At 36.2% G+C, this 25,395-nt stretch carries 24 protein-coding genes, 1 pseudogene and 1 riboswitch; of the genes and pseudogenes, 16 read left to right on the top strand and 9 right to left on the bottom strand.

The features are described 5' to 3' along the window. The first annotated feature begins 67 nt into the window (after positions 1-67). Both MTQ00_RS09685 and MTQ00_RS09680 read left to right on the top strand, forming a co-directional pair. Positions 68-754, top strand: a complete 687-nt coding sequence (locus MTQ00_RS09685; RefSeq protein WP_273648642.1) for an FG-GAP repeat protein — start codon at positions 68-70, stop codon at positions 752-754. A 5-nt stretch (positions 755-759) separates the two neighbouring features. Next, positions 760-1,350 carry an HD domain-containing protein gene (locus MTQ00_RS09680; RefSeq protein ID WP_273648639.1) on the top strand — a complete coding sequence of 197 codons (591 nt, stop codon included), beginning with the start codon at positions 760-762 and terminating at the stop codon, positions 1,348-1,350. A gap of 36 nt (positions 1,351-1,386) precedes the next feature. On the opposite strand, the gene MTQ00_RS09675 is transcribed toward MTQ00_RS09680, so the two are convergent. From MTQ00_RS09675 to MTQ00_RS09665, 3 genes are all read right to left on the bottom strand, one after another. Beyond that, complete coding sequence (locus tag MTQ00_RS09675) at positions 1,387-1,770, bottom strand: acyl-CoA thioesterase (protein WP_089027276.1); 384 nt, start codon at positions 1,768-1,770, stop codon at positions 1,387-1,389. A gap of 113 nt (positions 1,771-1,883) precedes the next feature. Then, positions 1,884-2,061, bottom strand: a riboswitch (cobalamin riboswitch). 55 nt (positions 2,062-2,116) lie between these two features. Continuing rightward, entirely contained in the window at positions 2,117-2,917 is an 801-nt protein-coding gene (locus MTQ00_RS09670) for a hypothetical protein (protein WP_273648638.1), read from the bottom strand. 235 nt (positions 2,918-3,152) lie between these two features. Continuing rightward, positions 3,153-5,300, bottom strand: coding sequence for an endonuclease MutS2 (locus MTQ00_RS09665; RefSeq protein WP_273648637.1), 2,148 nt, complete (start codon positions 5,298-5,300; stop codon positions 3,153-3,155). A gap of 116 nt (positions 5,301-5,416) precedes the next feature. Between MTQ00_RS09665 and MTQ00_RS09660 the strand changes: the two genes are divergently transcribed. Next, the gene (locus MTQ00_RS09660) at positions 5,417-5,920 is read left to right on the top strand and encodes a GNAT family N-acetyltransferase (protein WP_273648635.1); all 504 of its coding nucleotides are present in this window, start codon (positions 5,417-5,419) and stop codon (positions 5,918-5,920) included. A 78-nt stretch (positions 5,921-5,998) separates the two neighbouring features. Beyond that, positions 5,999-6,640, top strand: coding sequence for a uracil-DNA glycosylase (locus tag MTQ00_RS09655; RefSeq protein WP_172279513.1), 642 nt, complete (start codon positions 5,999-6,001; stop codon positions 6,638-6,640). Here the strand turns inward: MTQ00_RS09655 and MTQ00_RS09650 are convergent. The 3 genes from MTQ00_RS09650 to MTQ00_RS09640 all read right to left on the bottom strand — a co-directional run bounded on the left by MTQ00_RS09650 (position 6,627) and on the right by MTQ00_RS09640 (position 8,877). Further along, positions 6,627-7,112: a hypothetical protein gene (locus MTQ00_RS09650; RefSeq protein WP_172279511.1), complete on the bottom strand. Its 486-nt coding sequence runs from the start codon at positions 7,110-7,112 to the stop codon at positions 6,627-6,629. The genes MTQ00_RS09655 and MTQ00_RS09650 overlap by 14 nt on opposite strands. A gap of 12 nt (positions 7,113-7,124) precedes the next feature. Beyond that, entirely contained in the window at positions 7,125-7,616 is a 492-nt protein-coding gene (locus MTQ00_RS09645) for a DUF456 domain-containing protein (RefSeq protein WP_273648634.1), read from the bottom strand. Positions 7,617-7,689: 73 nt separating this feature from the next. Then, positions 7,690-8,877 carry a carboxypeptidase-like regulatory domain-containing protein gene (locus MTQ00_RS09640; protein ID WP_273648633.1) on the bottom strand — a complete coding sequence of 396 codons (1,188 nt, stop codon included), beginning with the start codon at positions 8,875-8,877 and terminating at the stop codon, positions 7,690-7,692. 274 nt (positions 8,878-9,151) lie between these two features. Here MTQ00_RS09640 and MTQ00_RS09635 point away from each other — a divergent pair, with 274 nt between their 5' ends. From MTQ00_RS09635 to MTQ00_RS09590, 10 genes and pseudogenes are all read left to right on the top strand, one after another. Then, complete coding sequence (locus MTQ00_RS09635) at positions 9,152-10,414, top strand: mechanosensitive ion channel family protein (RefSeq protein WP_273648632.1); 1,263 nt, start codon at positions 9,152-9,154, stop codon at positions 10,412-10,414. An 87-nt stretch (positions 10,415-10,501) separates the two neighbouring features. Further along, positions 10,502-11,221: a pyridoxine 5'-phosphate synthase gene (locus MTQ00_RS09630; protein ID WP_172279506.1), complete on the top strand. Its 720-nt coding sequence runs from the start codon at positions 10,502-10,504 to the stop codon at positions 11,219-11,221. Between the two features lie 79 nt (positions 11,222-11,300). Next, positions 11,301-12,080, top strand: coding sequence for an alpha/beta fold hydrolase (locus MTQ00_RS09625; RefSeq protein WP_273648631.1), 780 nt, complete (start codon positions 11,301-11,303; stop codon positions 12,078-12,080). 147 nt (positions 12,081-12,227) lie between these two features. Beyond that, a pseudogene (locus MTQ00_RS09620) lies at positions 12,228-12,446 on the top strand (microviridin/marinostatin family tricyclic proteinase inhibitor); the annotation flags it as partial. A 76-nt stretch (positions 12,447-12,522) separates the two neighbouring features. Further along, complete coding sequence (locus MTQ00_RS09615; protein WP_273648630.1) at positions 12,523-12,726, top strand: microviridin/marinostatin family tricyclic proteinase inhibitor; 204 nt, start codon at positions 12,523-12,525, stop codon at positions 12,724-12,726. An 87-nt stretch (positions 12,727-12,813) separates the two neighbouring features. Next, on the top strand, positions 12,814-13,770 hold the full coding sequence (locus MTQ00_RS09610; RefSeq protein ID WP_273648629.1) for an MvdC/MvdD family ATP grasp protein: 957 nt from the start codon (positions 12,814-12,816) through the stop codon (positions 13,768-13,770). Further along, positions 13,763-14,770 carry an MvdC/MvdD family ATP grasp protein gene (locus MTQ00_RS09605; RefSeq protein WP_273648628.1) on the top strand — a complete coding sequence of 336 codons (1,008 nt, stop codon included), beginning with the start codon at positions 13,763-13,765 and terminating at the stop codon, positions 14,768-14,770. Before MTQ00_RS09610 ends, MTQ00_RS09605 begins: the two co-directional genes overlap by 8 nt. A gap of 311 nt (positions 14,771-15,081) precedes the next feature. Beyond that, the gene (locus MTQ00_RS09600) at positions 15,082-16,095 is read left to right on the top strand and encodes an NAD-dependent epimerase/dehydratase family protein (RefSeq protein ID WP_273648627.1); all 1,014 of its coding nucleotides are present in this window, start codon (positions 15,082-15,084) and stop codon (positions 16,093-16,095) included. Beyond that, complete coding sequence (locus MTQ00_RS09595) at positions 16,096-17,859, top strand: AMP-dependent synthetase/ligase (protein ID WP_273648626.1); 1,764 nt, start codon at positions 16,096-16,098, stop codon at positions 17,857-17,859. A gap of 93 nt (positions 17,860-17,952) precedes the next feature. Beyond that, positions 17,953-19,011, top strand: a complete 1,059-nt coding sequence (locus MTQ00_RS09590) for a diphosphomevalonate/mevalonate 3,5-bisphosphate decarboxylase family protein (protein ID WP_273648625.1) — start codon at positions 17,953-17,955, stop codon at positions 19,009-19,011. A 73-nt stretch (positions 19,012-19,084) separates the two neighbouring features. Here MTQ00_RS09590 and pruA read toward each other — a convergent pair whose 3' ends face one another. Further along, positions 19,085-20,710 carry an L-glutamate gamma-semialdehyde dehydrogenase gene (pruA, locus tag MTQ00_RS09585; RefSeq protein WP_172279497.1) on the bottom strand — a complete coding sequence of 542 codons (1,626 nt, stop codon included), beginning with the start codon at positions 20,708-20,710 and terminating at the stop codon, positions 19,085-19,087. Between the two features lie 343 nt (positions 20,711-21,053). Between pruA and MTQ00_RS09580 the strand changes: the two genes are divergently transcribed. Next, positions 21,054-21,539, top strand: coding sequence for a hypothetical protein (locus MTQ00_RS09580; protein WP_273648624.1), 486 nt, complete (start codon positions 21,054-21,056; stop codon positions 21,537-21,539). Positions 21,540-21,543: 4 nt separating this feature from the next. Here the strand turns inward: MTQ00_RS09580 and MTQ00_RS09575 are convergent, their stop codons facing one another. Further along, positions 21,544-22,647, bottom strand: coding sequence for a DNA topoisomerase IB (locus MTQ00_RS09575; protein WP_172279495.1), 1,104 nt, complete (start codon positions 22,645-22,647; stop codon positions 21,544-21,546). Between the two features lie 202 nt (positions 22,648-22,849). Then, entirely contained in the window at positions 22,850-23,287 is a 438-nt protein-coding gene (locus MTQ00_RS09570; protein WP_273648622.1) for a DUF6526 family protein, read from the bottom strand. Positions 23,288-23,613: 326 nt separating this feature from the next. Here MTQ00_RS09570 and MTQ00_RS09565 point away from each other — a divergent pair, with 326 nt between their 5' ends. Continuing rightward, positions 23,614-25,383 carry an aminopeptidase P family protein gene (locus tag MTQ00_RS09565; protein WP_273648621.1) on the top strand — a complete coding sequence of 590 codons (1,770 nt, stop codon included), beginning with the start codon at positions 23,614-23,616 and terminating at the stop codon, positions 25,381-25,383. Positions 25,384-25,395: the final 12 nt, after the last annotated feature.

The raw sequence follows: 25,395 nt of genomic DNA, 5'->3' as shown, positions 1-25,395 counted from the left end.
TTAACGCTATTCTTATTTTTGTTATGGAAATTTTCAGTCATCTGTATACTGAGCAAAAAAGTTAATTTTGAATAGTTCTGTAATCTTGATCATCTTTATTATTTTAGGATCTTTTTGCTCCGGTCAGCAGCATTTTGAAATTAAAGATGGATCCTTATTGTATAATGCGGAGATCACTGTTCAGGATTGTGATGCTGATAAATGTAGTGGAAATGGTACAATTATACTGAAAGATAAAAGGACCTCGCGGACTTTACAGGAGTTCACTTCTGATGATCTTTATTTTTACCTTGGTAAGGATCAACAACCTAGTGTTAATGTTATTCAGCTTTATGATGAACAGAGCCCGCTGATATTTAAAGATTTTAACTTTGACGGTTTTGAAGATATTGCTATCCGAAATGGTAATGAAAGCAGCTATGGTGGTCCTTCCTATGACGTATATGTCTATAATACGACAAGAAAGCAATTCGTGATCAGTGAGGAATTAACTGATCTTGCCCGCGAAAATCTGGGAATGTTTCAGACAGATCCAAAAAGGAAAAGACTCATAACATTTTCTAAATCCGGTTGTTGCTGGCATTTAACCACAGAATACAGAGTGCTGCCCGGAAAAGGACTTGATAAGGTCTTTGAACTGGAAGAAGATGCCATGAATGATGAATCTGTAAAAGTAACCCGACGCGAAAAGATTAAAAATAAATGGATCATAAAAACAAAGAGATATCCAATCAAAGAATATTATAAAGAATAGGAAACATGAAAATACAAAAGGAAATTGATTTTATTCTTGCTGTAGATGCATTAAAAAATGTACAGAGAAGGAATTATAATGCCGATGATTCAAGAAGAGAAAATACTGCTGAACACTCATGGCAGATCATTATTTTAGCACAGGTACTTTTCCCCTATGCTAAAAACAGGGCTGATATCGATCTGTTAAGGGTGATACGGATGCTTTCTATCCACGATCTGGTAGAAATAGAAGCTGGAGATACATTTTTATTTGACGAAAAAGCCATGGTGGGCAAATTTGAAAGAGAAAAATTGTCTGCCCAGAAAATTTTCGGGATTCTTGATGAACCTTTGCGTTCGGAATTCTTTAATTTGTGGCTGGAATTTGAAGAAGAACAGACCCCTGATGCTATTTTTGCCTGTGCAATAGACAGGATCATGCCGTTTATCCTGAATTCGCATACTTCAGGAAAAAGCTGGACAGAAGCTAAGGTAACAGAAAGCCAGATCAGGAATATGCTGGAAAATGCCATCAGCCGGGCTTCTGATGAAATGGGAGAAGCATTCCAGTTTTTACTTAGTAAAAGTTTAGAAACAGAAAAAGTTTTAAGATAAATAAAACGCAAGCCGAAGGCTTGCGTTTTTTTCTGATTATAGTATCTGTACAGGCTTTTTAAATTCGTCTATAGCTACGAAAGTGAAATCTCCAACAATAGCTCTTTCTCTTTCATACGAATACATCTGTTCTGTATAAATTTCTACGTTTACCTTCATACTGGTAGTCCCGACATGGGAAACTGTTCCTATCAATTCTACAATAGTTCCTGCAGGAATAGGCTTTTTAAAATCAATTTTGTCGCTGCTTACAGTTACCACTCGTTTTCTTGCAAAGCGGGTAGCGGTAATAAATGCCACTTCATCCATCAATTGCATCGCTGTACCACCAAAAAGGGTATCGTAATGATTGGTTGTGTTGGGGAAAACCGCTTTAAAGATTCTGGTTTCAGATGCTTGAATTCTTTCTTCTGTAGTCATATTTCATTATTAAATTAAAGCGGGATGAAATTATTGAAATAAACAGAATAATCTAGGAATTAGTATATTCCTGAAAACATCCATCAGATCAATAAACTTCAGGCCGCGAAAGTTTCTTGTTCAAAGAAAAGGCAGGTCTCCTGACTTGTAACATCTTTAATCCCTTCCCATGCATGGCACAGTGGATCCTACATAAAGACTTTTGTTACTTACAGTTGCGCGACAGCTCGTGATTTTCACACGATTCCCTTTTAATCTGCGTTAGGCAGAACCCATTCCTGTGATGAATAAGTGGTAAGACTTTTTCAGGTGCAAAAATAAGGATAATACAGAGAAGTAAGGTGAATTATTCCGGATTTTTAAAAATAATCTGATGAGCCACCCGGCCCTGTTTGATTGTCCAGAGTGTGGTATACCTGTTTTCACCTGATCCGTTCACCATATAAAGGAAAATATTATCATTATCAATAGCAGCTACACTGATGTTATTGAAATCCATAGTAGGCTGGAACATATTTTTGATGGCTTCTCTCACAAAGACAGAGCCACGCCCCACCTGCTGTACCCGGATCGATTTGATTTCGGTCATCCCTTCCGGAAGTTCTTTGCTTATTCCCCAGGGTTTAACTTTATCAATGGTTAATATCGTTCCATCCGTATCTTTTTCCTGTTTACGGTAGCTGGCATTAGAAGGATAAATATCGATGATTACTTTACTCCTTTGAGCGGTAGGTATTTTGGGGTTGTTATTATCTGTGAAAATGAGGGATCTTCCGTTTTTGGATTTGGAAGGTGTGTATTGAGGCAACTGATCAATAAAGGCTACACGGTCTTTATTCACCATACCTTCCTTATCAAGATTTTCATATCTCACAAAAGGCTTTTCAGTATCCTGCTTATCGGGATATTTGATCCATAGCCATTCTGTTTCTCCGGGAGCCGGTTTTACATAAAGAAAAACATCCCCTTTACGCATTCTGATTTTGTCTACAATTTTTCTGTAATTATCCTTTGCCACCCGTACATTGGCATAGCCTTCTTCTGCTTTTACAACTCCAAAAGGAATTTTTTGCTGCCCTTTTAGGAAGGCTAATGAAAATAAACTGAAGGCAGATAAATAGAATGCTTTGTTTACGGAAATCATCATGAAAAATTTTTGATACTTCAAATATATAAATTAAAAGCATTTCGGAACATAATTATAGCTTCCTAAATCTTCTTTATTTGCTAAAGAAAGTTTTACAAAAGGAATTTATTCTGTTAGGTTGGAGGAGGATAGAAATTCGGTAAGGCGAAATTTTTGGGAAGAAGGAAGAGTAAAGAGTAAAGAGTAAAGAATAAGAGAGTGCTAAAAGCACTCTCATTTATTATTAAATCAATTTTTAAATTCTTTCAAGCTCATCGGCATCAATGGTTGTTTTAAAGGTTCCATAATTGACAATCACTTTATTTCTTGAAATTTTTTCAATCGTGCCGACACTGGTACTTCCTGTAATACGCACCCGTTGTCCCACTTTCATCCAGATCTCACGATCGGTTTTGCGTTTTTCCTCTATTTTTTCGTTGGTTTCTGCGATTTTTTCAATAACCTCTTCTTTTTTCAGCTGCTGGGTGATCTTTCTTTTTACAATCTGAAGACGTTTGGTTTCATCTTTATCAGCACCTATTTTTCTGAATTTTTCCTGTTCTAAAATCTTCACGAAATCTTTTACCACATCCTTCCTGGATTTTCCCTTAACGTAGCTTTCGATAAAAGATTCGATTTTGTTCCCGAACTGAAGCTTCCGATGTTCTTCTTCATACAGCTTTTGAAAATTGAATAATTTTTGCTGAAGTTGTTCATTCAGCTTTTGAAGGTTATCCCGTTTATCTTCTACCGATTCCTTTCTTTCAGCCAGATCTGTTTTAAGCTTTTCAACTTCAAATTTTTCCTGCTGTAGCTTAACAATGGTTTTATCAAGGTTTACAATATCGTGTTCTACCTTTTTCTTTGCAGAATGGATAATGAATCTGGGAATTTTATTCTTTTCGGCAACTTCAAAAGTAAAGGAACTTCCTGCCTGGCCTACCTCCAGTTTGTACATCGGTTCCAGAGTTTCTTCATTGAATAGCATCGCCGCATTTTCAGCATTAGGGAGTTGTTCTATCACCAGTTTGATATTGGTATAGTGTGTGGTGATAATCGCGAAACTTTTTTTGTCGTAGAAAAATTCAAGGAAACTTTCTGCCAGGGCACCTCCCAGTTCCGGATCGGAACCTGTTCCAAACTCATCAATTAACAGGAGCGTATTGGCGTCTGATTCCCTGATGATTCCGGACATTTTCTTTAATCTCGAAGAATATGTCGAAAGATGGTTTTCTATAGACTGATTGTCTCCAATATCAGTCATGATTTTGTCAAAGAAAAACATTTCGGATTTCGGGTGAGTGGGAACGAGGATTCCACTTTGGATCATCAGCTGTAGTAATCCTACCGTTTTTAAGGTTATTGATTTTCCCCCTGCATTGGGACCGGAGATACAGATGATCCTGTTATGTTCCGTCAGACTCAATGTTTGTGGGTGGATCGTTTTGTTCTCTGCTTTATTCCTTAGCCATAACAATGGATGAAAAGCTTCTCTTAATCTCAGGGTTTTATGGCGGTTGATTTTAGGCAGTACTCCATGGATTAATTCTGCAAATTTGGCTTTTGCCCTCGTTAAATCAAGATCAAAAATGTATTTTTGATACCTCCAGAGCTGAGGTTGAAATTCGGCTAATTCAGCTGTAAGTTTCCTCAGGATCTTATCAATTTCTTTCTTTTCCTCCTCTTCAGCTTCCTTCAATTTAAAATAGTGGCTGACTACGCTGTCCGGCTGTATATAGGTAATGGATCCGGTTTTTGAAAGTCCCAAGACTCTTCCGGAAACCCTTTTTTTATACGCAGATTTTACTGCTAAAACTCTTTGGTCCTCTATAATACTCTCACGGATGTCATCCAGAAAATCACTTTGCCCATAATTGAACAAGGCCCGGTTGAAATTTTCCTGAATTGCTTTTTTGGCATGCTGAATTTCTGTCCGTAATGTTTTTAGAACGGGTGAAGCTTCGCTTTTTACCTCTCCAAAACGGTTGAAGACTTTATCAACCTTATCAATGATCTCTTTTTTAAATTCAAGAACTGAAACATTTTCCAGAAGATTGGGAAAAGTATCCGGCATGGTGGGAAAGAACTTTTGTAGCTTTCCGATTTGTTCCGTGAGTGTTTTTATCTTGATGAATGCGCTGTTTTCCAGTCGATAGTTCTCAATCAGCATTAATTTCAGTTCCGCTTCAATATCTTCATATTCATCAAATGGGATAGCATTTGAACTTTCAAAACTTGAAAGATATTCCGAAGTTTTTTTCAAAGAAAGCTCTGCTTCGTCGATTTCCATAGGACGAAGTTGAAGAATTTTTTCTCTCGTTTTCGGAGAATACGCAAAAGGAGAAATTTCCGCGAGCAATTGCGGAAATTCTAATTCGTCTAAATCTTCTTTATTTATATACACAATGCAAATTTAGTGAGAAATTGTGAATTTGATGAGATGATAATTTGAAAATGAGATATTTTGAAAATTTTATGGTCCTGATCTTTTTTAAATGAATGTTTTAGTACATTTGAAATATGAGAATAGAAACCAATCGTTTGATTTTAAGAAATATTGAAGAAACCGATGTTGAAGACATTCTTAGGATCCGTAGCAATGAAGAAATCAACAGATACATCTTGCGTAATTCACCAAAAACGAATTATGATGCACTGGATTTTATTTTAACGATAAAAAGAAATACCCAAAATAACGAAACTGTATATCTGGGTATTTCATATAAAGATCAACCCAACCTTATCGGAACGATATGTTTGTGGAATTTTTCTGAAGACAGAAAGATAGCAGAAGTAGGCTATGAGCTCTTGCCGGACTATCACAGACAGGGAATTATGTCTGAAGCATTGGATGCTGTTTTACATTTTGGTTTTAATGAATTAAATTTGCAGGAGATTATAGCTACTACCCATCAAGATAATAATAGTTCAAAAACCCTGCTTTTAAAATATAATTTTGTTTTAGAACAGGATAAAAAAGATGAAGATTTTCCTGAGGGAATTATTTTTAGCTTAAAGAAATAATTGACCTGTAGCGGAGTAATTAGCCAATAGGCATTTAATCAATAAATTAACCCATTTTCAAATTATTGAATTGAAACAATGACCTGGACAGAAGTTTTAGCACCTATAAAAAGTACTGAATATTTTAAAAACCTTTGGGAGAAGGTAAAACAAGAATATGCAACCACCAAAGTATTTCCCCCGAAAAATCAAATTTTCAGGGCACTGGAAATTACACCTTTTGATGATATTGAAGTGGTGATTATTGGCCAGGACCCTTATCATAATGATTATCAGGCTAACGGATTGTGCTTTTCTGTTTCAGAGCAGGTGGCGGCTCCACCTTCTCTAAAGAACATTTTTATTGAATTGAAAGATGACCTTGGAGTAGTAAGGACTTCTAAAGAGCTGGATGATTGGGGAAAACAGGGAGTACTGTTGCTAAATGCAACATTAACAGTACGTGCTCATTCTCCCAATTCCCATAAAGATTTGGGATGGGAAAAATTTACAGACTTTATCATTAAGGAGATTTCAGATAAAAAAGAAAATGTAGTCTTTGTGCTTTGGGGAGCTTTTGCACAAAAAAAAGCCGAACTTATTGATCCGGCCAAGCACTTTATTTTGAAATCGGCGCATCCTTCACCTTTTTCCGTATACAGGGGGTTTTTTGGAAGCAAGCCTTTCTCAAAAATTAATGAATATCTTATCTCAAAAGGGAAGAAACCTATTTCGTGGTAGTTTTTTCGCCTGTTTTTTTGATGGTAATTCCAATTTTGTATTTTCCCGGAAGTCCTTTTGTTCCTTCTTGTGCAGTCGGATAGGGGGTAACATCTTTTAATGAGATGGTATATCCATTAAATTCTGCAGATTGTACATAGTTTCTTCCCGGATTATCCATTGTGGCTAATGTTAACGTTACAGGTCTCGTTGTAGTCCCCATAACCAGTACATTGGCCACCGCGACACCTGCCCAAATGCAATTAACGCCTTCCGGACAACGGCTGTCTTCGGAAATATTGGTAAAAGTAACATTCATCTGATATTCTTTGAGGAATCTGTTTTCTCCCTCATTGAAGTAAATAATGTCTCCTTCCTTATTCATTGTTTTTTCTTTTGTGTTAGTTGCTGCGGATGGCTTAGACCCCTTTTGTGCATTACAATTGGTAAGCACAAGCATTCCTAAACTGAGTACAATGGTTTTGTATATCATGGTATTTCTTTTTTAAATATAATCAAGCATATTCAATATTACTACCAAAAACATTGCCACACCTACCACAAAACCGAATCCCGTACCGTATATGAATCCAATAAAGGCTCCTTTTGTGGATTTCAGGGCTTTATCCATGTCCTTACTGTCGTGAAGAAGTTCTCCAATAAATACTCCTGCAAACATACCGATCAGAAATCCTAAAGGGATGGGAATAAACATACCTGCAATAGTTCCGACTACTGAACCGATGCTTCCCCATTTTGTGCCGCCATATTTTTTATTGGTTCTGGCCGGGATCACATAATTTAGAACAGCAGAAGCTGCGGTAAGAATCCCGAAAACCCAGATATACAACATCGGTAGATCCGCATCTGTACCGAATTTGTAAATCAACAATCCGCAAAGGCTGAGTAGCAGTCCAGGCAGAACCGGGAGAAAGGTGCCCAGTATACCCAGGACAAGTAAAATAAGACAAAGAGTATTAATTAATGTAGTATCCATTCTTTAAAAATATAATGCAATATAAAAAAAGTGGCCTTAAAAAAGCCACCTTTTCATATAAGTTGAGAATTTTCTATAAGTTTAAGATTACATATTGCAGAATTACACCTGCGTTGCCAATGTTTCCTGAAGCATGATTATGGAAAGTGGTATAATAAATATACCCACTGGTTGAAGATCCCGAGCAAGGCCCTACTGTGGCCCCTAACGCTACCAAATAAGGAACCAGTACCTGAGGAACTGAAATACTGATCTGAATGTTGCCTGGTAAAGTAATACAAACCGTTACAAATGTTGAATTGGGAGCGTTTCCTATTGGAGTGGTAGGAATGCCTGTTGCAGTGAAATGATTGGTTCTGATCATCAGGGCATCATTTGATGAGGTTTCTTTAACCAACACTTCCCAGTAAGTAGGGTCGTAATTAATTATTTTTTGCCATGCCCCTAAATCATAGTTGATATTAAGTGTATTAAATCCTAAAGCCGTTGTAAGTCCCGCATTGTTTACCGTAGCATCCAGGGTACCTGTGCTTCCGATGTTTTTAGAACATAACTTGGTATCAGGAACAAACCCTCCGGTCATTGAACAGTTACTCGTATTGCTTGTCCCACCTACCAGATAGGAAACATCCCAATCCGAAGCATAGATACTCCCGCCATTAGCAACAAAAGTGGCTAGATTAGCATCAATTACAGTATAAAGTCCCGGATTTGAAGAGTAATTATTTCTTGAACCACAGTTGAGAAATATAATGTCATATTGTGCAATAGCAGTTAAGTTGGCAAGATCGGCATTAGTAATTTCGGTGGCATTATAGCCTAAAGTCTGAATGATATCCTCAATTTTATCATACGTTCCCTTTACATAAGCTATTTTTGCAACCTGATTGAGCTTGGTTTGGCTGACATCGAGATTTAAGGTTTCATGATCTTTTACAGTTGCGGAAATTTCCGTACGGAAATTACTACCATTACCCGTCTGAATATGGATAGTCCGATTTCCAGCCGGAGCATCCAATGTAAAGTTACCGTTGGCATCTGAAGTGGTATAATAAATTTTATACTGGTCGTCAAATGTAAAAACTGAAGCACCTCCAATAGGTTTAGTGCCATTTTGTGACATCACTTTACCGGTAAGTTTTCCTGTCTTTATAGCAGTTGGTCCAACGTTTTCGGAAGGTGTTGCAGAATCATCTCCTCCGGAGCAGTTGATAAACAGTGTGAATACACACAATAAAATAAATAAGTAGTGTTTTCTCATATCTGATTGATTTTTATGGGGTTAGTTTGAACCAAATTTAATAAATAATTAAATATAAAATAATATAATATGATAAATTTTGAGTATTATTTATTTTAAATAATGTTTTTTAATTAATTTTTTACCTATTTATTGATGTTTTAAGTAAATTAATAATTTTTTAAAATAATGATTTTAAAATTTTATTAAAAATGGAAATGAAATCCATTTTGGGATAAAAATTGATGGATAGGTTTTAATTAAAATGATCCTTAAATTTCATAAATTTGCGATAATGAAAGACGAGTTACAAGACACCAAAGACTTTTTACAGGATATAAGTGATCAGATCCATTATTTTGTAAGCGCAAATGTGCCCAATGACTTGGTACTTACCTGTCAGATTATCCTTAAATTTTTATTTTTGGCAGGATTTGTCTATGTAATAGATTTTATTTTTAAAATTCTTGTCAATACAATATTCAAATTCTTTTTTGATAAAGAAAAATATCCTGTTCTAAAATCAATCTATCAGTCAAGAATTACAAACTCAATAGTTCATCTAGGTGCATTGAATTTTGCTGAATATGCTCTTAAATCAGTCTTTTGGAGACATCCGAAAAGTTTTGAATTATTGGGGTTAATTGTTAGTGTAGCGATCATTTTTGTTATTGCCGGGATGTTATTCAGGGCATTAACAGCATTGAGGAATTATTTTGTTATCAAACAGGATTTTTATAAGATAATGGCTTTAAATGCTATTTCAGAATCGGTCAAGATATTTGGAATTTTTATTCTTACTGTAGTTGGTATTTGTGTGATTTTCGGAATCAAAGGAGGAACAATTTTGGGAAGTTTGGGGGCTATCACTGCTGTACTTGTACTTGTTTTCAGAGATACTATTTTAGGATTTGTAACAGGGCTTCATGTTGCCACTTCTAAAAACATGAAAGTGGGAGACTGGATTGGTATTCCCAAATACAATATCGAAGGTAATATAGCAGATATCAGTCTGTTAACGACCAAAATCACCAATTTTGATAAAACGGTTTCTACGATTCCTACTTACGATCTGTTAACTACCGAGATCAAAAATCTTCAGATCATGTCCGAATCGAATACCAGAAGGATAAAAAAATCAATTTATTTTAATATCAATTCTTTTAAGTTTTTAAACGATGAAGAAATCACTCGTCTAAAGGATATCAATCTCATCTCCGAATACCTGGAAGGAAAAAGTATAGAAATCAGAAAGGAAAAAGAATCATTGGCTCATAATGATAAAATTGTGAACGGACGACAACTGACCAATATTGGAGTCTTCAGGTATTACGCCCAGAAATATATAGAAAATGACCCGGATATTGATCAAAAAGGAGTGGTGATGGTTCGTCAGCTGGATATTACTCCGCATGGGCTGCCCTTGGAAATATACTGCTTTGCCAACGACTCCAAATGGGAGCGTTTTGAGCAAATCCAGGCAGATATTTTTGACCATCTGTTGGTTGCTTCAAAAGAATTTGACCTGCAGGTAATGCAGGTTGCAGTGAAAGTTTAATAAATAAGAGATTAGACCTTACATGTTGGATATTCAATGGATTTTATCTGACATATAGGATCTAAGCTCTAATATCTACTTATAAAAATGACAAAACTAAGTGTAAACATTAATAAAATTGCAACTTTAAGAAATGCAAGAGGAGGCGAATTGCCAAGTGTAACAGAAGCTGCAATTAAAATTCAGGAATTCGGAGGACAGGGGATTACCATCCATCCTCGACCTGATGAAAGACACATTACCAGAAAAGATGTTTATGATCTGAAACCTTTGGTAACTACGGAGTTCAATATTGAAGGGAATCCACACCGTGCCTTCATCGATATGGTCCTTGAAGTGAAACCCGAGCAGGTAACATTGGTTCCTGATGCAGATGATGCCATTACTTCTAATGCCGGCTGGGATACAAAAAAACACTTAGATTTTCTTACTGATGTTATTGCCGAATTTAAAAATGCAGGAATCCGTACTTCAATCTTTCTTGATCCTAATCCTGGATTAGTAGAATACGCTGCAAAAACCGGAACTGACAGGATAGAATTGTATACGGAAGCTTATGCAAAGGATTATGTCGCGAATAAAGAACAGGCAATAAAGCCATATCTTGAAACGGCTTTAGCTGCCGGCGAATTCGGCCTGGGAGTTAACGCGGGGCATGATCTTAGTCTTGATAATTTAAAATACTTTGCGGATACGATACCAAATTTGCTGGAAGTTTCCATAGGACATGCATTAGTTTCGGAAGCTTTGTATATGGGTATGGAAAATACGATTCAGGCTTATTTGAAGAGATTGGCTAAGTGGTAAGATTTCCTGTGTTTTGGGAATTAATAGAATATTCATCATTTCACATTGCAATTACCACCTAATATCTAATATAAAAATTATGGAAATTTTACATTCAAAAATATTTGGCGAGGATAAATCGTCTACTCCTTTATTGGTCTTTCACGGATTGTTCGGAATGCTTGACAACTGGGGAAGCTTTGGAAAAGATTTAGGGGAATATCTTCCTGTTCATTTACTGGACCTCAGAAATCATGGAAGAAGTTTTCATTCGGAGAGTATGTCACATGATGATCTGGCTGATGATATTGCGCATTATATGGATCATTACGGAATAGAGAAAGCTCATGTTCTGGGACATTCTTTAGGCGGAAAAGCAGTAATGCAATTTGCGATAAGGTATCCGGAAAAGGTAGAAAAGCTTATTGTAGTTGACATTTCTCCAAAAGCATATCCTCCGCACCATCAGGGAATTATTAAAGCATTGGAAACGGTGGATTTCAATAATGTAGGCTCGAGAAATGAGGTGGAAGCAGTTCTTAGTCAGTATATTCCTGAGAAATCGACCATTCAGTTTTTAACAAAGAACTTATATTGGGACGATAACAAAAAACTAAACTGGAGGTTTAACCTTAAGACTTTATCCGAAAAATATAATGAGTTTGTATCCAATGCAATAAAATTTGGAGTGTTTGAGGGTGAAACTTTATTTATTTCCGGGGAAAAATCCAATTATATTCTCCCACAGGATGAATTTGCCATTAAACAACAGTTTCCTAAGGCTAAAATTGTCGTTGTTAAAAATGCAGCTCATTGGGTACAGGCTGACAACCCTACAGAGTTTAGTCATGTAGTAAAGAATTTTTTGGGTTTGGATTGATTTGATTCTCTGTTTGTTGTATTGTTAAAATTTTCTTAAAAGAGTGATATATTTTTTTGCATAAGGGAAATTTTGTACTTTAGATTTATCAAAAAAGTTAAAAATATTTACTTATGAAACCAAAAAAACTAAAAAAAACCATTCTTTGCTTCTTTTTTGGAGAAGCAAATTCAAGAGCCTGAGAAAGTAACCGGAGGTGGGGAAATTATTACTTCACCTAATTCAGACAATATTACGATTCCTTCCAAGGATAATATCACTTCCGTTTTGGTTGACAATGTTACCACGGTAAGAAATGATAATGTAACCTTGAAATATCCTTCTGATAGTGATGAGGGTGGACCTTTAGATCATATAGAATTATAGATCAGATCCATTTGTATCAATCGATCATTTTTTAATAATTTCAACAAAATACTAAGTTAAACCAAATTAAAACATTATGAAAAACAAGAGTTCAAAGAAAAAACCATTTTTCGCAGCATTCCTTGAAAAACAACTGAAAGATCCTCAATCTGTAACAGGAGGTGGACCAGATATCACAATTCCTGAAAGAGATGTTGTTACTAAGCCAACTTTGGATATGGCTCATACATTGAAATATCCATCAGATGGAGATGATGATTCACCAACAGTGCCATTATAGTGAATTGTTTTAAAGAAAAATAAAACATAACAATCATAAGAAAGGAAACTTACACTCTAAGTTTCCTTTTTTAATAAAAAGCAAAAAATGATTCTTTGTATCACGCACTCCAATGACTTTTATACTATAGATATTTTCTTTGAATATCTTACTTCTAAAAATATTCCCTACTTCAGGTTAAATTCAGACCACCTGAATTACCTTCAGAAAATTAGTATTACTTACCATTCGTTTGAATTGACTGACGAGTTTGGAAATACGTTCCGTTCCAGCGATATCAAGGCAGTGTGGCATAGAAAAGGATGGCGTATCAGTATTCCTGAAGAGCTTGATGATGACTATGTGAAAATTTTCATCAATGAATATGGAAATCTTCGTTATAATCTCTACACGGCTCTTGAAGATGTTCCCTGGATCAATCCTTTTGAAGCTGAAAAGAAAACGGATGGAAACAAATTATATCAACTGAAAATTGCTAAAAAAAATAAATTAACGATACCGAAAACACTTTTCTCAAACGATGAAGAAGAGATTACAGCCTTCTTTCATACATATTGTAATGGGAAAGCTGTGGCAAAGCTGCATGGAGTTATTGCCAAATCTATGGGAGGTGAAAATATGCTATCCACAACGATTATAAGAGAAGATAATTTAGAATCACTGGCAGATATTGCGTATTGTCCTATGATTTTTCAGCCGTATATAGAAAAAGAATATGAACTAAGGATCATGTATGTTGATGGTGAGTTTTTTACGGGTAAAATTAATAATAGTGAACATGCCGATTGGCGTGTTAATCAAGGGAATTATATTTGGTCAGCTTACGAATTGCCGGAAGATATTAAGTCTTCTCTTACCTCAATGATGAAAGAAATGGGGCTCTACATGGGAGCGATCGATATGATCAAAGGAAGAGATGAAAATTACTATTTTCTTGAAGTTAATCCACAAGGAGAGTGGGGAATGTTACAAAAAGAACTTAACTTTCCCATTGCGGAAAGAATTGCCGATAACCTTATCAAAAGAATGAAAACCAATGAATAACAAAATTTTAATCATCACCCATACCGGGGACAATTTTTCAATACAAAAAGTAACGGAGTATATTATTAAAAATAACTTTGAGGTCATCCGCTTTGATGTCGATTTATATCCCTTACAAAATAAACTGTCGACTACTTTCCAAGATGGAAAATGGATCAGTATTCTCGAAACTCCGGATGCTAAACATCGTTTAGATGATATTGCTGCGGTGTGGTACAGAAGAGCTTACAATATGGGCGATGGGCTAAAGGAAGAGTTAGATGCCAAATTCTATGGTGCTGCGATGGGTGAAATACGAACAACCCTTTTTGGATTTTTAGAATCCATAGATGTGTATGCTCTGGGTAAGCCAAGTGTTTACAGAAGATTAGACAGTAAAGAGGAGCAGTTAAAAATTGCGGATAAGATAGGATTTAAAATTCCGGAAACCTGTATTACCAATAATCCTGAAGAAGCCAGAAATTTTATCCTGAAACATCAGAATGTTATCGGAAAGATGCAGTCGGGTTTTGCTATTTATGAAGATGGGGTGGAAAGTGTTGTATTTACCAACGTGATTAAAGAGGACAAGCTGGATGATCTGGATTCGCTGTTGTATTGCCCTATGCAATTCCAAAAGAAAATTGAAAAGAAAAGAGAGCTAAGAGTAACCGCAGTAGGGCAGGATGTATATGCGTTCGAAATTGATTCGCAACAGTTTGAAGATGCAAAAGTAGACTGGAGAAAGGATGGTGTAAACCTGATCGATAAATGGGTAAGAACAGATCTTCCCAAAGATATTGAAGCTAAAGTTTTAGAGCTTCTGGATGTATATAATGTTGATTATGGAGCAATGGATATCATTGTTTCTCCTGAAGATGAATATTATTTTATTGAAATTAATGGTGCCGGAGAATTTTTCTGGCTGGATAATCTTACGGAAGAAAATCTTATTTCGAAGAGCATTGCTGATCTTTTATGTGATAAAGCACCACGAAGAAATAATATGGTCTTAGCTTAGAATATGATTATTATATGTAACCACTATTTATTAATTTGTCATCACATGTTAATTCATTATATAAAAAACGGGCTTTAGCCCGTTTTTATCATTTTAATCAAACACTTGGCTTTAACCAAAACCTGAAAAAGAGTATTTTTCAATGATCTTATTATGTTTGAGTGTAATTAAATAACAAACTAAAGTAAAATTGTCCTTTAAAAATCGCAAATTTGCATATATGATTTTACATGATTTTTCAATACATTGAAGAATTGCTGAATCAAAAATATTATTATAATTTAGTCAACAACCAAGTAGGAATATAATTGATGGTTTTTGTAACGGGAGCAACCGGAATTTTGGGTCGTGTAATTATTTTGGAACTTTTAAAAAGAGGAAAAAAAGTACGCGCTGCCAAAAGGAGAACAAGTAATTTAAACGAAGTAAAGCATTCATATCAGTTTTATACAGAAAACTCTGATGATTTTTTTAATAAAATTGAATGGGTAGATGTAGATTTTGATGATATGAACTCTTTAGAAGATGCCCTGAAAGGCGTAGAAGAAGTGTATCATTGTGCTGCAAAAGTAAGCTTTCATCCACAAGATGAGAAAGAAATGTACCATACGAATATCAAGGGTACAGAAAATCTTTTATTTGCTTGTGAAGGTTCGTCTGTTACTAAATTTCTTCATGTGAGTTCTGTGGCTGTTTTGGACGGTTATAATGAAAAAGGGGAACTTGACGAAGAATCTGATTTTAATCCGAAGGTTGACCATCCTGCCTATGCCATTTCAAAACATTTATCTGAAATGGAAGTATGGAGAGCTTCAGCCGAGGGCCTGAAAACCATCATCATCAATCCTGCAATTATCATAGGAAGTGGAAACTGGAACCAAAGCAGTGGTGAACTTTTTTCGACTTTTGAAAAAAATAATTTTACCTTTTCCGGGGGATCGTCTTACGTGGATGTCCGGGATGTTGCCCGGATTTCTGTAGAGCTGATGGAAAATAATATTTTTGGAGAACGCTTTATTCTGGTCTCGGAGAATAAACGATATGCCGAAACAGGGAATTATATTCGTAAAAAACTGGGATTGAAAAATGCCAGAATATTGTCTAAAGCAGAACTTAATGCGGGAAGAATAGCCAATATCCTTTTTGGGTGGCTGATTCCACAATTAAAGCTGGTTACAAAATCTAATATTGAATCCATCACATCCTTTAATACCATTTCCAACGAAAAAATTAAGCAAAAGCTGAATTATCAGTTCATTCCTATTGAGGAAAGTATTGATTTTCATCTCAATAATTATATTAACGACAAAAAGGGGAATAAATAAATGAATCTTGCAGAGGCTATTATCAGTAAAAATATAGAAAAACACCCGTTAAAGTCAGCGATTGGTTTTAAAACGAAAGAGGTTTGGAAAGAGTTGAGCTGGAAGAAATTCAGTGAGATGATCTTTAAAACAGCAAATGCACTCAAAGAGGTGGGAATTCAGGAGGGTGACAGGGTCGCTATTTATTCCGATAATTCTGCAGAATGGATGGTCTTTGATCTTGCCTCCCTGTCAATCGGAGCTGTTACAGTTCCTATTTATTCTACCAATAATGCTGAGCAGGCAGAATACATCATCAATGATTCTCAGTCTAAAATTGTTTTAGTAGGGAATCAGGCTCAATATGATGCATGTTTTGAACTTCTAAAAAAAGAGAGCAGTAGCCTTCAGGGTATTGTGGTTTCTAAAAAGTCGGTGTGGATTAAAAAAGAAGATGCCTCTTATCTGGAAGATTTTATTGCGAAAGCTACTGCAAAGCCGGAGTTCTGTAAAAAAGAATATGAAGATGTTGCCACACTGATCTACACTTCGGGAACAACGGGAACGCCCAAAGGAGTTATGCTTACCCACGGGAATTTTATAAAAGCTTTTGATGCCCATTTTGAGTTTTTCAGGTTTAAAAACTTTGAAGAGGAATTGTCATTAGCCTTTTTGCCGTTGAGTCATGTTTTTGAAAGAAGCTGGAGCTTACTCTCATTATATGGCGGCGCCAGAGTATATTTTCTGGAGGATCCGAAAAATATAGCAAAAGCCTTGATTGAAGTAAAGCCGACTATGATGTGTGCGGTCCCAAGGTTTTTTCAGAAGATCTATGCGGGAGTGAATGATATGGTGACAGAAAGCTCTTCACTAAAGAAAAAGATCTTTAACTGGGCTTTGGAAACCGGTAAGCAGACTGCCGAATTAAGGAGAAATGATCAGCCTGCACCATTAGGACTTAAAATAAAAGAATCTATTGCCAATATGCTTGTTTTTAGTAAAATCAAAGAGAAGATGGGTGGCAGACTATGGTTTTTACCTTGTGGAGGAGCCTCGCTTTCTCCGGAAGTAACACGCTTTTTTGAGTCTGTAGGAATTCATGTAACGGTTGGTTACGGGCTTACTGAAACGACTGCTACTCTGACGCTGTTTCCTTTAACGCATTTTGAGCACGCAACAAGCGGAAGACCTTTACCAGGTGTTCAGATCCGCATTGGGGAAAATGATGAGATCCAGGCAACAGGAAACGGAATTATGAAAGGGTATTACAATAAACCGGATGAAACCAGAGCTGTATTTACATCAGATGGATGGTTCAAAACAGGAGATGCCGGAAAGATTGATGATAAAGGAAATCTGATCATTACCGACAGAATCAAGGATCTGATGAAAACCTCAAACGGAAAATATATTGCCCCGCAGCAAATTGAAAATCTTCTGACCAATAACAATTATATCCAGCAGATTATATTAATTGCTGAGGGAAGACAGTTTGTCTCCGCTTTAATTGTTCCAAACTTCGAATTTTTGGAAGATTATATCAAGAAAAACAATATTCCTTTTACCAGCTGGGAGGACATTGTAAAAAGAGAAGAAATTATCAGTCTCTATAAAGATAAAATTAAAGAATTACAGGAGCCGCTTGCGGACTTTGAGAAAGTGAAAAAGTTTACTTTAATGCCGTCTGAATTCGATATCAATACCGGTGAAATTACTCCGACATTGAAAATTAAAAGGAATGTGGTTTTAAAGAAATACGAGGATATTATTGAAAAAATGTACTAGATGAAATTTGATCCTATGAAGTTTTAATACTCAAATTGATCTTAGAACTTTTTCGTAGGGAATAAATCAGGCTTCATCATTTTGAATTAAATTATGACAACACAGGAATTTCTAGGAAAAGAAAATTATACAGTTACTTCACAAACGGTTTCGGAAAGCTGTCCGTCAAATATTGCTTTGATTAAATATTGGGGGAAATATGCAGATCAGATTCCAGCCAACCCAAGTATCAGCTATACCCTTAACCATTGTAAAACAAATACAATATTAGAGTTCTTAGCGGATCAGCCCTTTTCAGTTCAAACTTTTCTGTCAGGAAATGAAGAGGTAAAATTCGGAGAAAAAATAGAAAAATATTTTAAAAATATAGAACAGTACTTACCTTGGATTTTAAGAGGAAGGTATATTATTAAAACAGAAAATACTTTTCCGCACAGTTCAGGGATTGCAAGCTCGGCTTCGGGTTTTGGAGCCATTGCAAAATGTCTTATGGCGCTCGATGAACTTTTTTCAGGGAAAGGATCGGAAGAAGAATCTTTAGGGAAAGCGTCATTTCTGGCCAGACTGGGAAGTGGAAGTGCATGCAGAAGTCTATATAACGGATTGGTCGTATGGGGAAGTTCTGATGTGGTTGAGGGAAGTTCCGATTTGTTTGCAGTCCGATACCCGGATGAAGATATTCATGCTATTTTCAAAGATTTTAATGACTGGGTCCTGCTGATCCATGAAGGACAGAAAAGTGTTTCTTCTACAGTAGGTCATGGTTTGATGAATACAAATCCTTATGCAGAAAGAAGATTTCAGGAAGCAAGAGAAAACTTTATTCCGATGAAAGAGATTCTTAAAAACGGGGATATGGAAAGGTTTATTACATTGGTTGAACATGAGGCCCTTACCCTTCATGCAATGATGATGATGAGCGATCCTGCATTTATCTTGATGAAAACAGGAACTCTGGAAGTCATCAATAAAATATGGGATTTCAGAAAGGAGACGGGGTTACCTTTATTTTTTACTTTGGACGCGGGAGCAAATGTTCATCTGTTATTTCCGAATAATGGTGCTGAAGAAAAGATCAAGACCTTTATTGAATCTGAACTATTGCCACATACCCAAAAGAACGGAGTGGTAAAAGATGTGATGAAGTTTTAAAATATATCATACAAAAAATGCCCGGAAGTAAAACTTTCGGGCATTTTTTATATATTAATGATTACTCATTTTTTTATCCTAAATATGGATATTTGTAATCTTTAGGAGAAACAAAAGTTTCTTTGATACTTCTTACGGAAGTCCATCTCAGAAGATTCATTTTAGAACCTGCTTTATCATTGGTTCCTGAAGCTCTACCTCCTCCGAAAGGCTGTTGTCCTACTACAGCTCCTGTTGGTTTATCATTGATGTAGAAGTTACCTGAAGCATTTTCTAAAGCTTTGAAAGCTTCATTTACCGCATAACGGTCTTGAGCAAAAACAGAACCTGTTAATGAATATGGAGATGAAGAATCCACCAGCTGTAAAGTTTCTTTCCAGTCTTTATCTTCGTAAACATAGATACTTAAGATAGGGCCAAAGATTTCTTCAACCATACTTTCGTATTGAGGATTTGTAGTTTCAATAACGGTTGGATTTACAAACCATCCTTTTGAATCATCACATTTTCCTCCGATCACTACATTGGCTTCATTAGAGTTTTGAGCTCTCTCGATGTATCCTTTACATTTTTCGAAAGAATTTTTATCGATAACAGCATTGACAAAGTTTGAAGGATCTTCCGGAGAACCGATCTTAATTGTGCTCATCTGAGCTTCCATTACTTTTTTTACATCTGCCCAAAGAGATTTTGGAATATATGCTCTTGAAGCCGCAGAACATTTCTGTCCCTGGTATTCGAAAGCTCCTCTTACTAAAGCTGTAGCTACTGCTTCAACGTTAGCAGATGGGTGAGCGATAACAAAGTCTTTACCTCCAGTTTCTCCAACGATTCTTGGATAGGTTCTGTAGTTATGGATATTATCTCCGATCATTTTCCACATTCCCTGGAAAACTTTTGTAGAACCTGTAAAATGAAGTCCTGCAAAATCACGGTGTGCCAATACTTTCTCAGCAGTTTCTTTACCGTCTGTAAAGATCATGTTGATTACCCCTGCAGGAAGACCTGCCTCCGTTAATACATCCATGATTACTTTTGCAGAATACACCTGCTTATCTGAAGGTTTCCAAACCACTACGTTTCCAAGCATAGCCATACAGGTAGGAAGGTTTCCTGAGATTGCAGTAAAGTTGAACGGAGTTACTGCAAAGCAGAATCCTTCTAATGGTCTGTACTCTACACGGTTCCAGATCCCACTATCAGAGATAGGCTGCTCAGAATACATTTCCGTCATAAATTCAACATTGAATCTTAAGAAATCTATGAATTCACAAGCTGAGTCAATTTCAGCCTGGTGTACATTTTTAGATTGTCCGATCATGGTTGCTGCATTGATCACGTCTCTGTATGGTCCTGCCAACAGATCAGCAGCCTTTAAGAAGATTGCAGCACGCTGCTCCCATCCAAGCTCGTTCCATTCTTTTTTTGCAGCTAATGCAGCATTGATCGCATCATCCACATGTTGCATTGTTCCTTTGTAGTAAAATCCAAAATCGTGAGCATGATCCTGTGGAGACTGAAGCTGAACCTTCTCGTCGGTTTTTACTTCCTTTCCATTGATGACCATTGGGATTTCTATCTTTTCAGCCCACATTTTTTTGTATGTGGCAATAAGGCTTTTTACTTCAGCTGAACCTGGTACATAAGAGTTTACAGGCTCATTTACTGCAAGTGGAACTTGCGAAATTGCTTTTGACATATATTTTAATTGTTTTAATTAAGTCTGTACTACAAATTTACGATAATTCAGACAAAGAAAAAATAAACCATAGTTTTTATAAATTATCCTTTACATTCATATACTCTATAATAAATACGGTATTTTACCAGCGAAAATAAATCGTTTTGTGGTGTTTTTGTTTCGATTTTATAATGAGTGAAGGATCTGTATCTCATTTGAATATTAATTAATATTGCCCGGACACAGCTTATACCAGTTTGAAATAATGCAGAATCCTATGATCGAATTCAGTTTTTACAAAAAGATAAACCTGTATACTAGAAAGAATAAGTATATTTAATGTGTTTTAAAACAGTAACTTATGAAAATAATATTCTTTATCGTTTTATGCTTTTCCCAGGTCGTTTTTGCTCAGCATACCAAGAAAAATGTAAAACAGTCTGGCAGTTCATCTTCAACAGACGAACTTCTGAATAATGTTCTTAAAAAGTCAAAATGGAATTTTGATTTAAAGGATCTTGATAATTCTCACATCCTGTTGGATAAAGATAAGATGAAGCCTGATGTTTTATACTTTGTTGATGCTAAGAATTTCCAAATGAATATCAATCAGAAAGACTGTAAAAGCATCGTAAAAGGGACTTATCAGATTCTCAGGAAAACTGAAGAGATTGCAGTCACTTTTGGTCATCGCCCGTTTGTAGTAAATTCCCAAACAAATCAGAAATGCATGGAAAGCCTGATCACCTTCTTAGAAAGTAATCTGGATGTTCTATATGATGAAAAAGAGTCCGTTATTGAAATTAAAGAGTATGATTACCCGCCGAGTACTTCTGTTTCTCAATAGCGGATTACATTTTTTCGTTCTCAAGAATTTTCAGCACTAATTTTTCTTCTTGTGTTAAATCTGCCTTGCCATCATTTACTTCAATGTCTTCCAGCTCGTCAAGGTATTTTTTAATCGTATTATTTTCGTAAAGGTTGATCACCAGCGGATGAACATAGTATTTTCTGCACACCGTGCTGGTGTTGCCCAGGTGTGAAGCTACAATATCCAATGCCTCCTTTACTTTTCTTTTGTATTCCGTATTGCTTTCCGCATAGCCGATTTCTTTGAATGCGATTAAAGCACTGACGGTCCCCGACCAGGTTCTGAAGTCCTTAGCCGTAAAATCTTCGCCGCTGATCTCTTTAATATAATCATTCACCATTCCGGAATCAATGGAATGTCTGTTGCCCTCATCATCATAATACTGGAAAAGCTCTTTCCCCGGAATATCTTTACATTTCTGAACAAGTCTTGCCAGCCTTTTACTTTTCAGATCGACATTGTGCATCACCCCTTTTTTTCCTTTGAAAGAAAAGGTCATTTTCTGTCCGTTGATCTTTACGTGTTTATCTTTTAAGGTGGTTAAACCGAATGAGCCATATAGTTTCTCATACGCGTTATTACCAATCCTGATGTTCGTACGTTGCATAAGGCTTACGATCAGAGCCAGGATTTTTCTTTTTTCAAAATTTCTCAGTGCCAGATCTTTTTCCACATGCAGGCGGATTTCAGGTAGGGCATATCCAAACTGAAGCATCCTGTAAAATTTGGTGTGATTTCTTAAGGCACTCCATAAAGAATGGTATTTATACTGTTTTCGTTTCTTAATATCAAATCCTGTAGCCTGCAGATGTCCATTGTCCAAGGCACAGATCCAAACATTTTCCCATGCAGGAGGAATTACCAGTTTATTGATCCTGGTGATCTCATCTTTGTCTTTAATGCGTTCACCGTCTTTAAAGTACGAATACTTTTTTCCCCTTCTTTTACGAATAATTCCGGCGGTTTCTGTATCGGAGGTGTAAATAAGATTTACTGCCTTTGCAGAAGCCACCGGATCTTTCATGATCTTAACAATCTTAGAAGGTTTAAGGTGGGAGATCAATTCAAAGTCGTCATTATCCATAATAAAGCATGGTTAAGAGTTTTTACCCTTCGAAAAAATTAATAATAGAATAACGACAACCGCTACAACGAGCAAAATTCCCCACCACATTCCAGCCTTAAAGATAGTCTCGACGGCTTCACAACTTGTTAGTAACAATAAACTGAATATTGCAATACTGTATAAGGGTAATTTTTTCATATTGATTTTTTTAGTGTTTGATTTAAATTCTATGGTGATCAGGTCTCCAGTTTTTGATAGACTTCTTGATCTGATCTCCGGAAATATTTTCATTCAGAGCCTTATACAAAAGCTCTTTAAATTCATCGTCATCAGCAAACCTCAAAGCGGCGATCTGGTCGAAACTTAATTTTTCATAAGCCTCATCGGATCTTTTATTAAAAATTTCAAAGTACCGTTGTCTGAATTCAAATCTTACAATACGGTTTTGATTGCCGAGTGCATAGTGCTGCCGCAGCATAATGGCTAAATAGAGAATCAGAAAAATGATTATAGAAAATAGGATCCAGGTAAGTTTGTTCTCACCATCATTCCAGATATTATAAATTCCTACGCATTCCAATATAAACAGCAGAGGAAGATAAATGAAGTGATGTGGAGGATAAAATTTTCTGTGGTTTTTATAATTCTGCTTTCCCATAGGATATGATGTAGCAAGAATCTTTCCAAAATAGAATATTTTTAATAATAATTGTTGTTTTCATGCTTTAAAGTATTTGTTTTTGGCTTAAATGATTTATTTTTTATGTATTCATTAAATTCTTTTTTTCTTACATAAATTTTTTTAGCTGTGAATCATTCAGATGTAGACGGGACATTGAACTTTTATGTCAAACGAATGAGAATCTCTCAGTTTTATGATCAGTGAAAAAATAAAAAATAACCTTTAATTCGGGAAAAAACGGTTAATAATTTGAATCCGGAAGCTCAAATTTTTTGTAACTTTCGGTTTTAAAAAATTAAAAAATGACTTCAAGGGAAAAAGTAGCTGCGCTTCGTGAAGAAATGCAGAAAAATAATGTTGATGCATTTATAGTATATTCTGCAGATCCGCATATGAGTGAATATTTACCGGAAGAATGGCAGGAGAGAGCATGGCTCTCAGGATTTCTCGGGTCAGCAGGTTTTGTGGTGGTTACCCAAAACAAAGCCGGACTTTGGACGGACGGACGGTATTTTACCCAGGCTGCAATAGAACTTCAGGACTCGGGGATTGATCTTTTTAAAGATGGAATTGAAGGGACGCCTAACTATATCGACTGGATTATTTCCGAAATTCCTGCTGGTGGGAAAGTAGCTGTTAATGCAGTAGCCACATCCAACGCCAATTGGGAACTCCTTTCTCAAAAATTAAAAAATAAAAATATCGTTCTTGCAGACGCTCCTTTACTGAAGGAAGTATGGAAGGACAGAGGAACACCCTCAAAAAATCCGATTTATACTCAACCTGTAGAAAGAGCCGGAAAATCCGTAACTGATAAGCTTTCTGCCATCCGTCAGAAAATGGAAGAACAGGAAGTTACCTATCATATTATTTCCAGCCTTGATGATGTAGCATGGACGCTTAATCTGAGAGGAAGTGATGTACAAAGCAATCCGGTATTTTTAGGCTATATCATCATTACAAAAAACGACGCGATCCTTTTTACCGATCTTGAAAAATTAGAGGTAGAAGCGAGAAAACAACTGGACGATTCTTTCGTAAAAATGATGCCTTATGAAGAGTTTTATAACTACCTTACAACAGTTAAGAACGAAAAAATCCTGGTATCTCCAAACAGCAACCAGTCTATTTTTGAAACATTAAAAGCAGATAATCAGTTTGTAAAAGCTCCTGTTCCGGGTAATTTAATGAAGGCTCAGAAAAATGAAACCGAACTGGAAGGTTTCAGAAAGGTGATGGTAAGAGATGGAGTCGCAATGGTGAAATTCCTTTACTGGCTCACTCATAACGCAGGAAAAGAAGCAATGACAGAATATTCTATCGGTGAAAAACTCCTAGGCTTCCGTGCAGAAGGAGAAAATTTTGTAGGGGAAAGTTTCGGAAGCATTGTCGGGTACAAAGATAATGGAGCCATCATGCACTATTCTGCAAAAAGTGAAGGAAGTAAAGAAGTAACGAATGATGCCAGTATCCTGGTTGATTCCGGAGGTCAGTACCTTGAAGGAACAACTGATATTACAAGAACTTTTGCCTTAGGAAATGTTTCTGAGGAATTTAAGAGAAATTCAACTTTAGTACTACAGGGAATGATCCGTTTATCCATGGTAAAGTTTCCAAAGGGAACTAAAGGCGTACAGCTGGATGCCATTGCAAGACTTCCGCTATGGATGGAGGGAAAAGATTTTAATCATGGAACCGGACATGGGGTTGGAAGTTTTATGAATGTACACGAAGGACCGCAAAATATCAGAAAGGACCTTAATCCACAGGAACTTCTTCCGGGGATGGTTTGCTCTAATGAACCGGGATATTATCTGGAAGGAGAGTACGGAATCCGTCATGAAAACCTTATTGCAGTAAAAGAAGCTGAAAAGACGGGATCAGGAACTTTCTATGATTTTGAAACCCTTACATTCTGTCCTTTCTTCAAAGATACGATCGTAAAAGAAATTCTTTCTGAAAAAGAGATTGAATGGCTTAATCAATATCACAGCACATGTGAACAGAAACTGTCTCCTTATTTAGAAGGTGACGTTAAAGAGTGGTTTTTACAATTGGTAAGCCCGCTTTAAAAATTGTTAGAT

This window comes from Chryseobacterium sp. B21-037, from assembly GCF_028570785.1.
Taxonomy (GTDB): domain Bacteria; phylum Bacteroidota; class Bacteroidia; order Flavobacteriales; family Weeksellaceae; genus Chryseobacterium; species Chryseobacterium proteolyticum.
The sequence above is the reverse complement of the archived record's forward strand: the minus strand, read 5'-3'. Positions and strand labels throughout refer to the sequence as shown.

Excerpts from the sequence above, each read along its gene's own strand:
- MTQ00_RS09680 (WP_273648639.1), top strand. The coding sequence starts at position 760 with ATGAAAATACAAAAGGAAATTGATTTTATTCTTGCTGTAGATGCATTA.
- MTQ00_RS09675 (WP_089027276.1), bottom strand. The coding sequence starts at position 1,770 with ATGACTACAGAAGAAAGAATTCAAGCATCTGAAACCAGAATCTTTAAA.
- MTQ00_RS09670 (WP_273648638.1), bottom strand. The coding sequence starts at position 2,917 with ATGATGATTTCCGTAAACAAAGCATTCTATTTATCTGCCTTCAGTTTA.
- MTQ00_RS09660 (WP_273648635.1), top strand. The coding sequence starts at position 5,417 with ATGAGAATAGAAACCAATCGTTTGATTTTAAGAAATATTGAAGAAACC.
- MTQ00_RS09655 (WP_172279513.1), top strand. The coding sequence starts at position 5,999 with ATGACCTGGACAGAAGTTTTAGCACCTATAAAAAGTACTGAATATTTT.
- MTQ00_RS09650 (WP_172279511.1), bottom strand. The coding sequence starts at position 7,112 with ATGATATACAAAACCATTGTACTCAGTTTAGGAATGCTTGTGCTTACC.
- MTQ00_RS09645 (WP_273648634.1), bottom strand. The coding sequence starts at position 7,616 with ATGGATACTACATTAATTAATACTCTTTGTCTTATTTTACTTGTCCTG.
- MTQ00_RS09640 (WP_273648633.1), bottom strand. The coding sequence starts at position 8,877 with ATGAGAAAACACTACTTATTTATTTTATTGTGTGTATTCACACTGTTT.
- MTQ00_RS09635 (WP_273648632.1), top strand. The coding sequence starts at position 9,152 with ATGAAAGACGAGTTACAAGACACCAAAGACTTTTTACAGGATATAAGT.
- MTQ00_RS09630 (WP_172279506.1), top strand. The coding sequence starts at position 10,502 with ATGACAAAACTAAGTGTAAACATTAATAAAATTGCAACTTTAAGAAAT.
- MTQ00_RS09625 (WP_273648631.1), top strand. The coding sequence starts at position 11,301 with ATGGAAATTTTACATTCAAAAATATTTGGCGAGGATAAATCGTCTACT.
- MTQ00_RS09615 (WP_273648630.1), top strand. The coding sequence starts at position 12,523 with ATGAAAAACAAGAGTTCAAAGAAAAAACCATTTTTCGCAGCATTCCTT.
- MTQ00_RS09610 (WP_273648629.1), top strand. The coding sequence starts at position 12,814 with ATGATTCTTTGTATCACGCACTCCAATGACTTTTATACTATAGATATT.
- MTQ00_RS09605 (WP_273648628.1), top strand. The coding sequence starts at position 13,763 with ATGAATAACAAAATTTTAATCATCACCCATACCGGGGACAATTTTTCA.
- MTQ00_RS09600 (WP_273648627.1), top strand. The coding sequence starts at position 15,082 with ATGGTTTTTGTAACGGGAGCAACCGGAATTTTGGGTCGTGTAATTATT.
- MTQ00_RS09595 (WP_273648626.1), top strand. The coding sequence starts at position 16,096 with ATGAATCTTGCAGAGGCTATTATCAGTAAAAATATAGAAAAACACCCG.
- MTQ00_RS09590 (WP_273648625.1), top strand. The coding sequence starts at position 17,953 with ATGACAACACAGGAATTTCTAGGAAAAGAAAATTATACAGTTACTTCA.
- pruA (WP_172279497.1), bottom strand. The coding sequence starts at position 20,710 with ATGTCAAAAGCAATTTCGCAAGTTCCACTTGCAGTAAATGAGCCTGTA.
- MTQ00_RS09580 (WP_273648624.1), top strand. The coding sequence starts at position 21,054 with ATGAAAATAATATTCTTTATCGTTTTATGCTTTTCCCAGGTCGTTTTT.
- MTQ00_RS09575 (WP_172279495.1), bottom strand. The coding sequence starts at position 22,647 with ATGGATAATGACGACTTTGAATTGATCTCCCACCTTAAACCTTCTAAG.
- MTQ00_RS09570 (WP_273648622.1), bottom strand. The coding sequence starts at position 23,287 with ATGGGAAAGCAGAATTATAAAAACCACAGAAAATTTTATCCTCCACAT.
- MTQ00_RS09565 (WP_273648621.1), top strand. The coding sequence starts at position 23,614 with ATGACTTCAAGGGAAAAAGTAGCTGCGCTTCGTGAAGAAATGCAGAAA.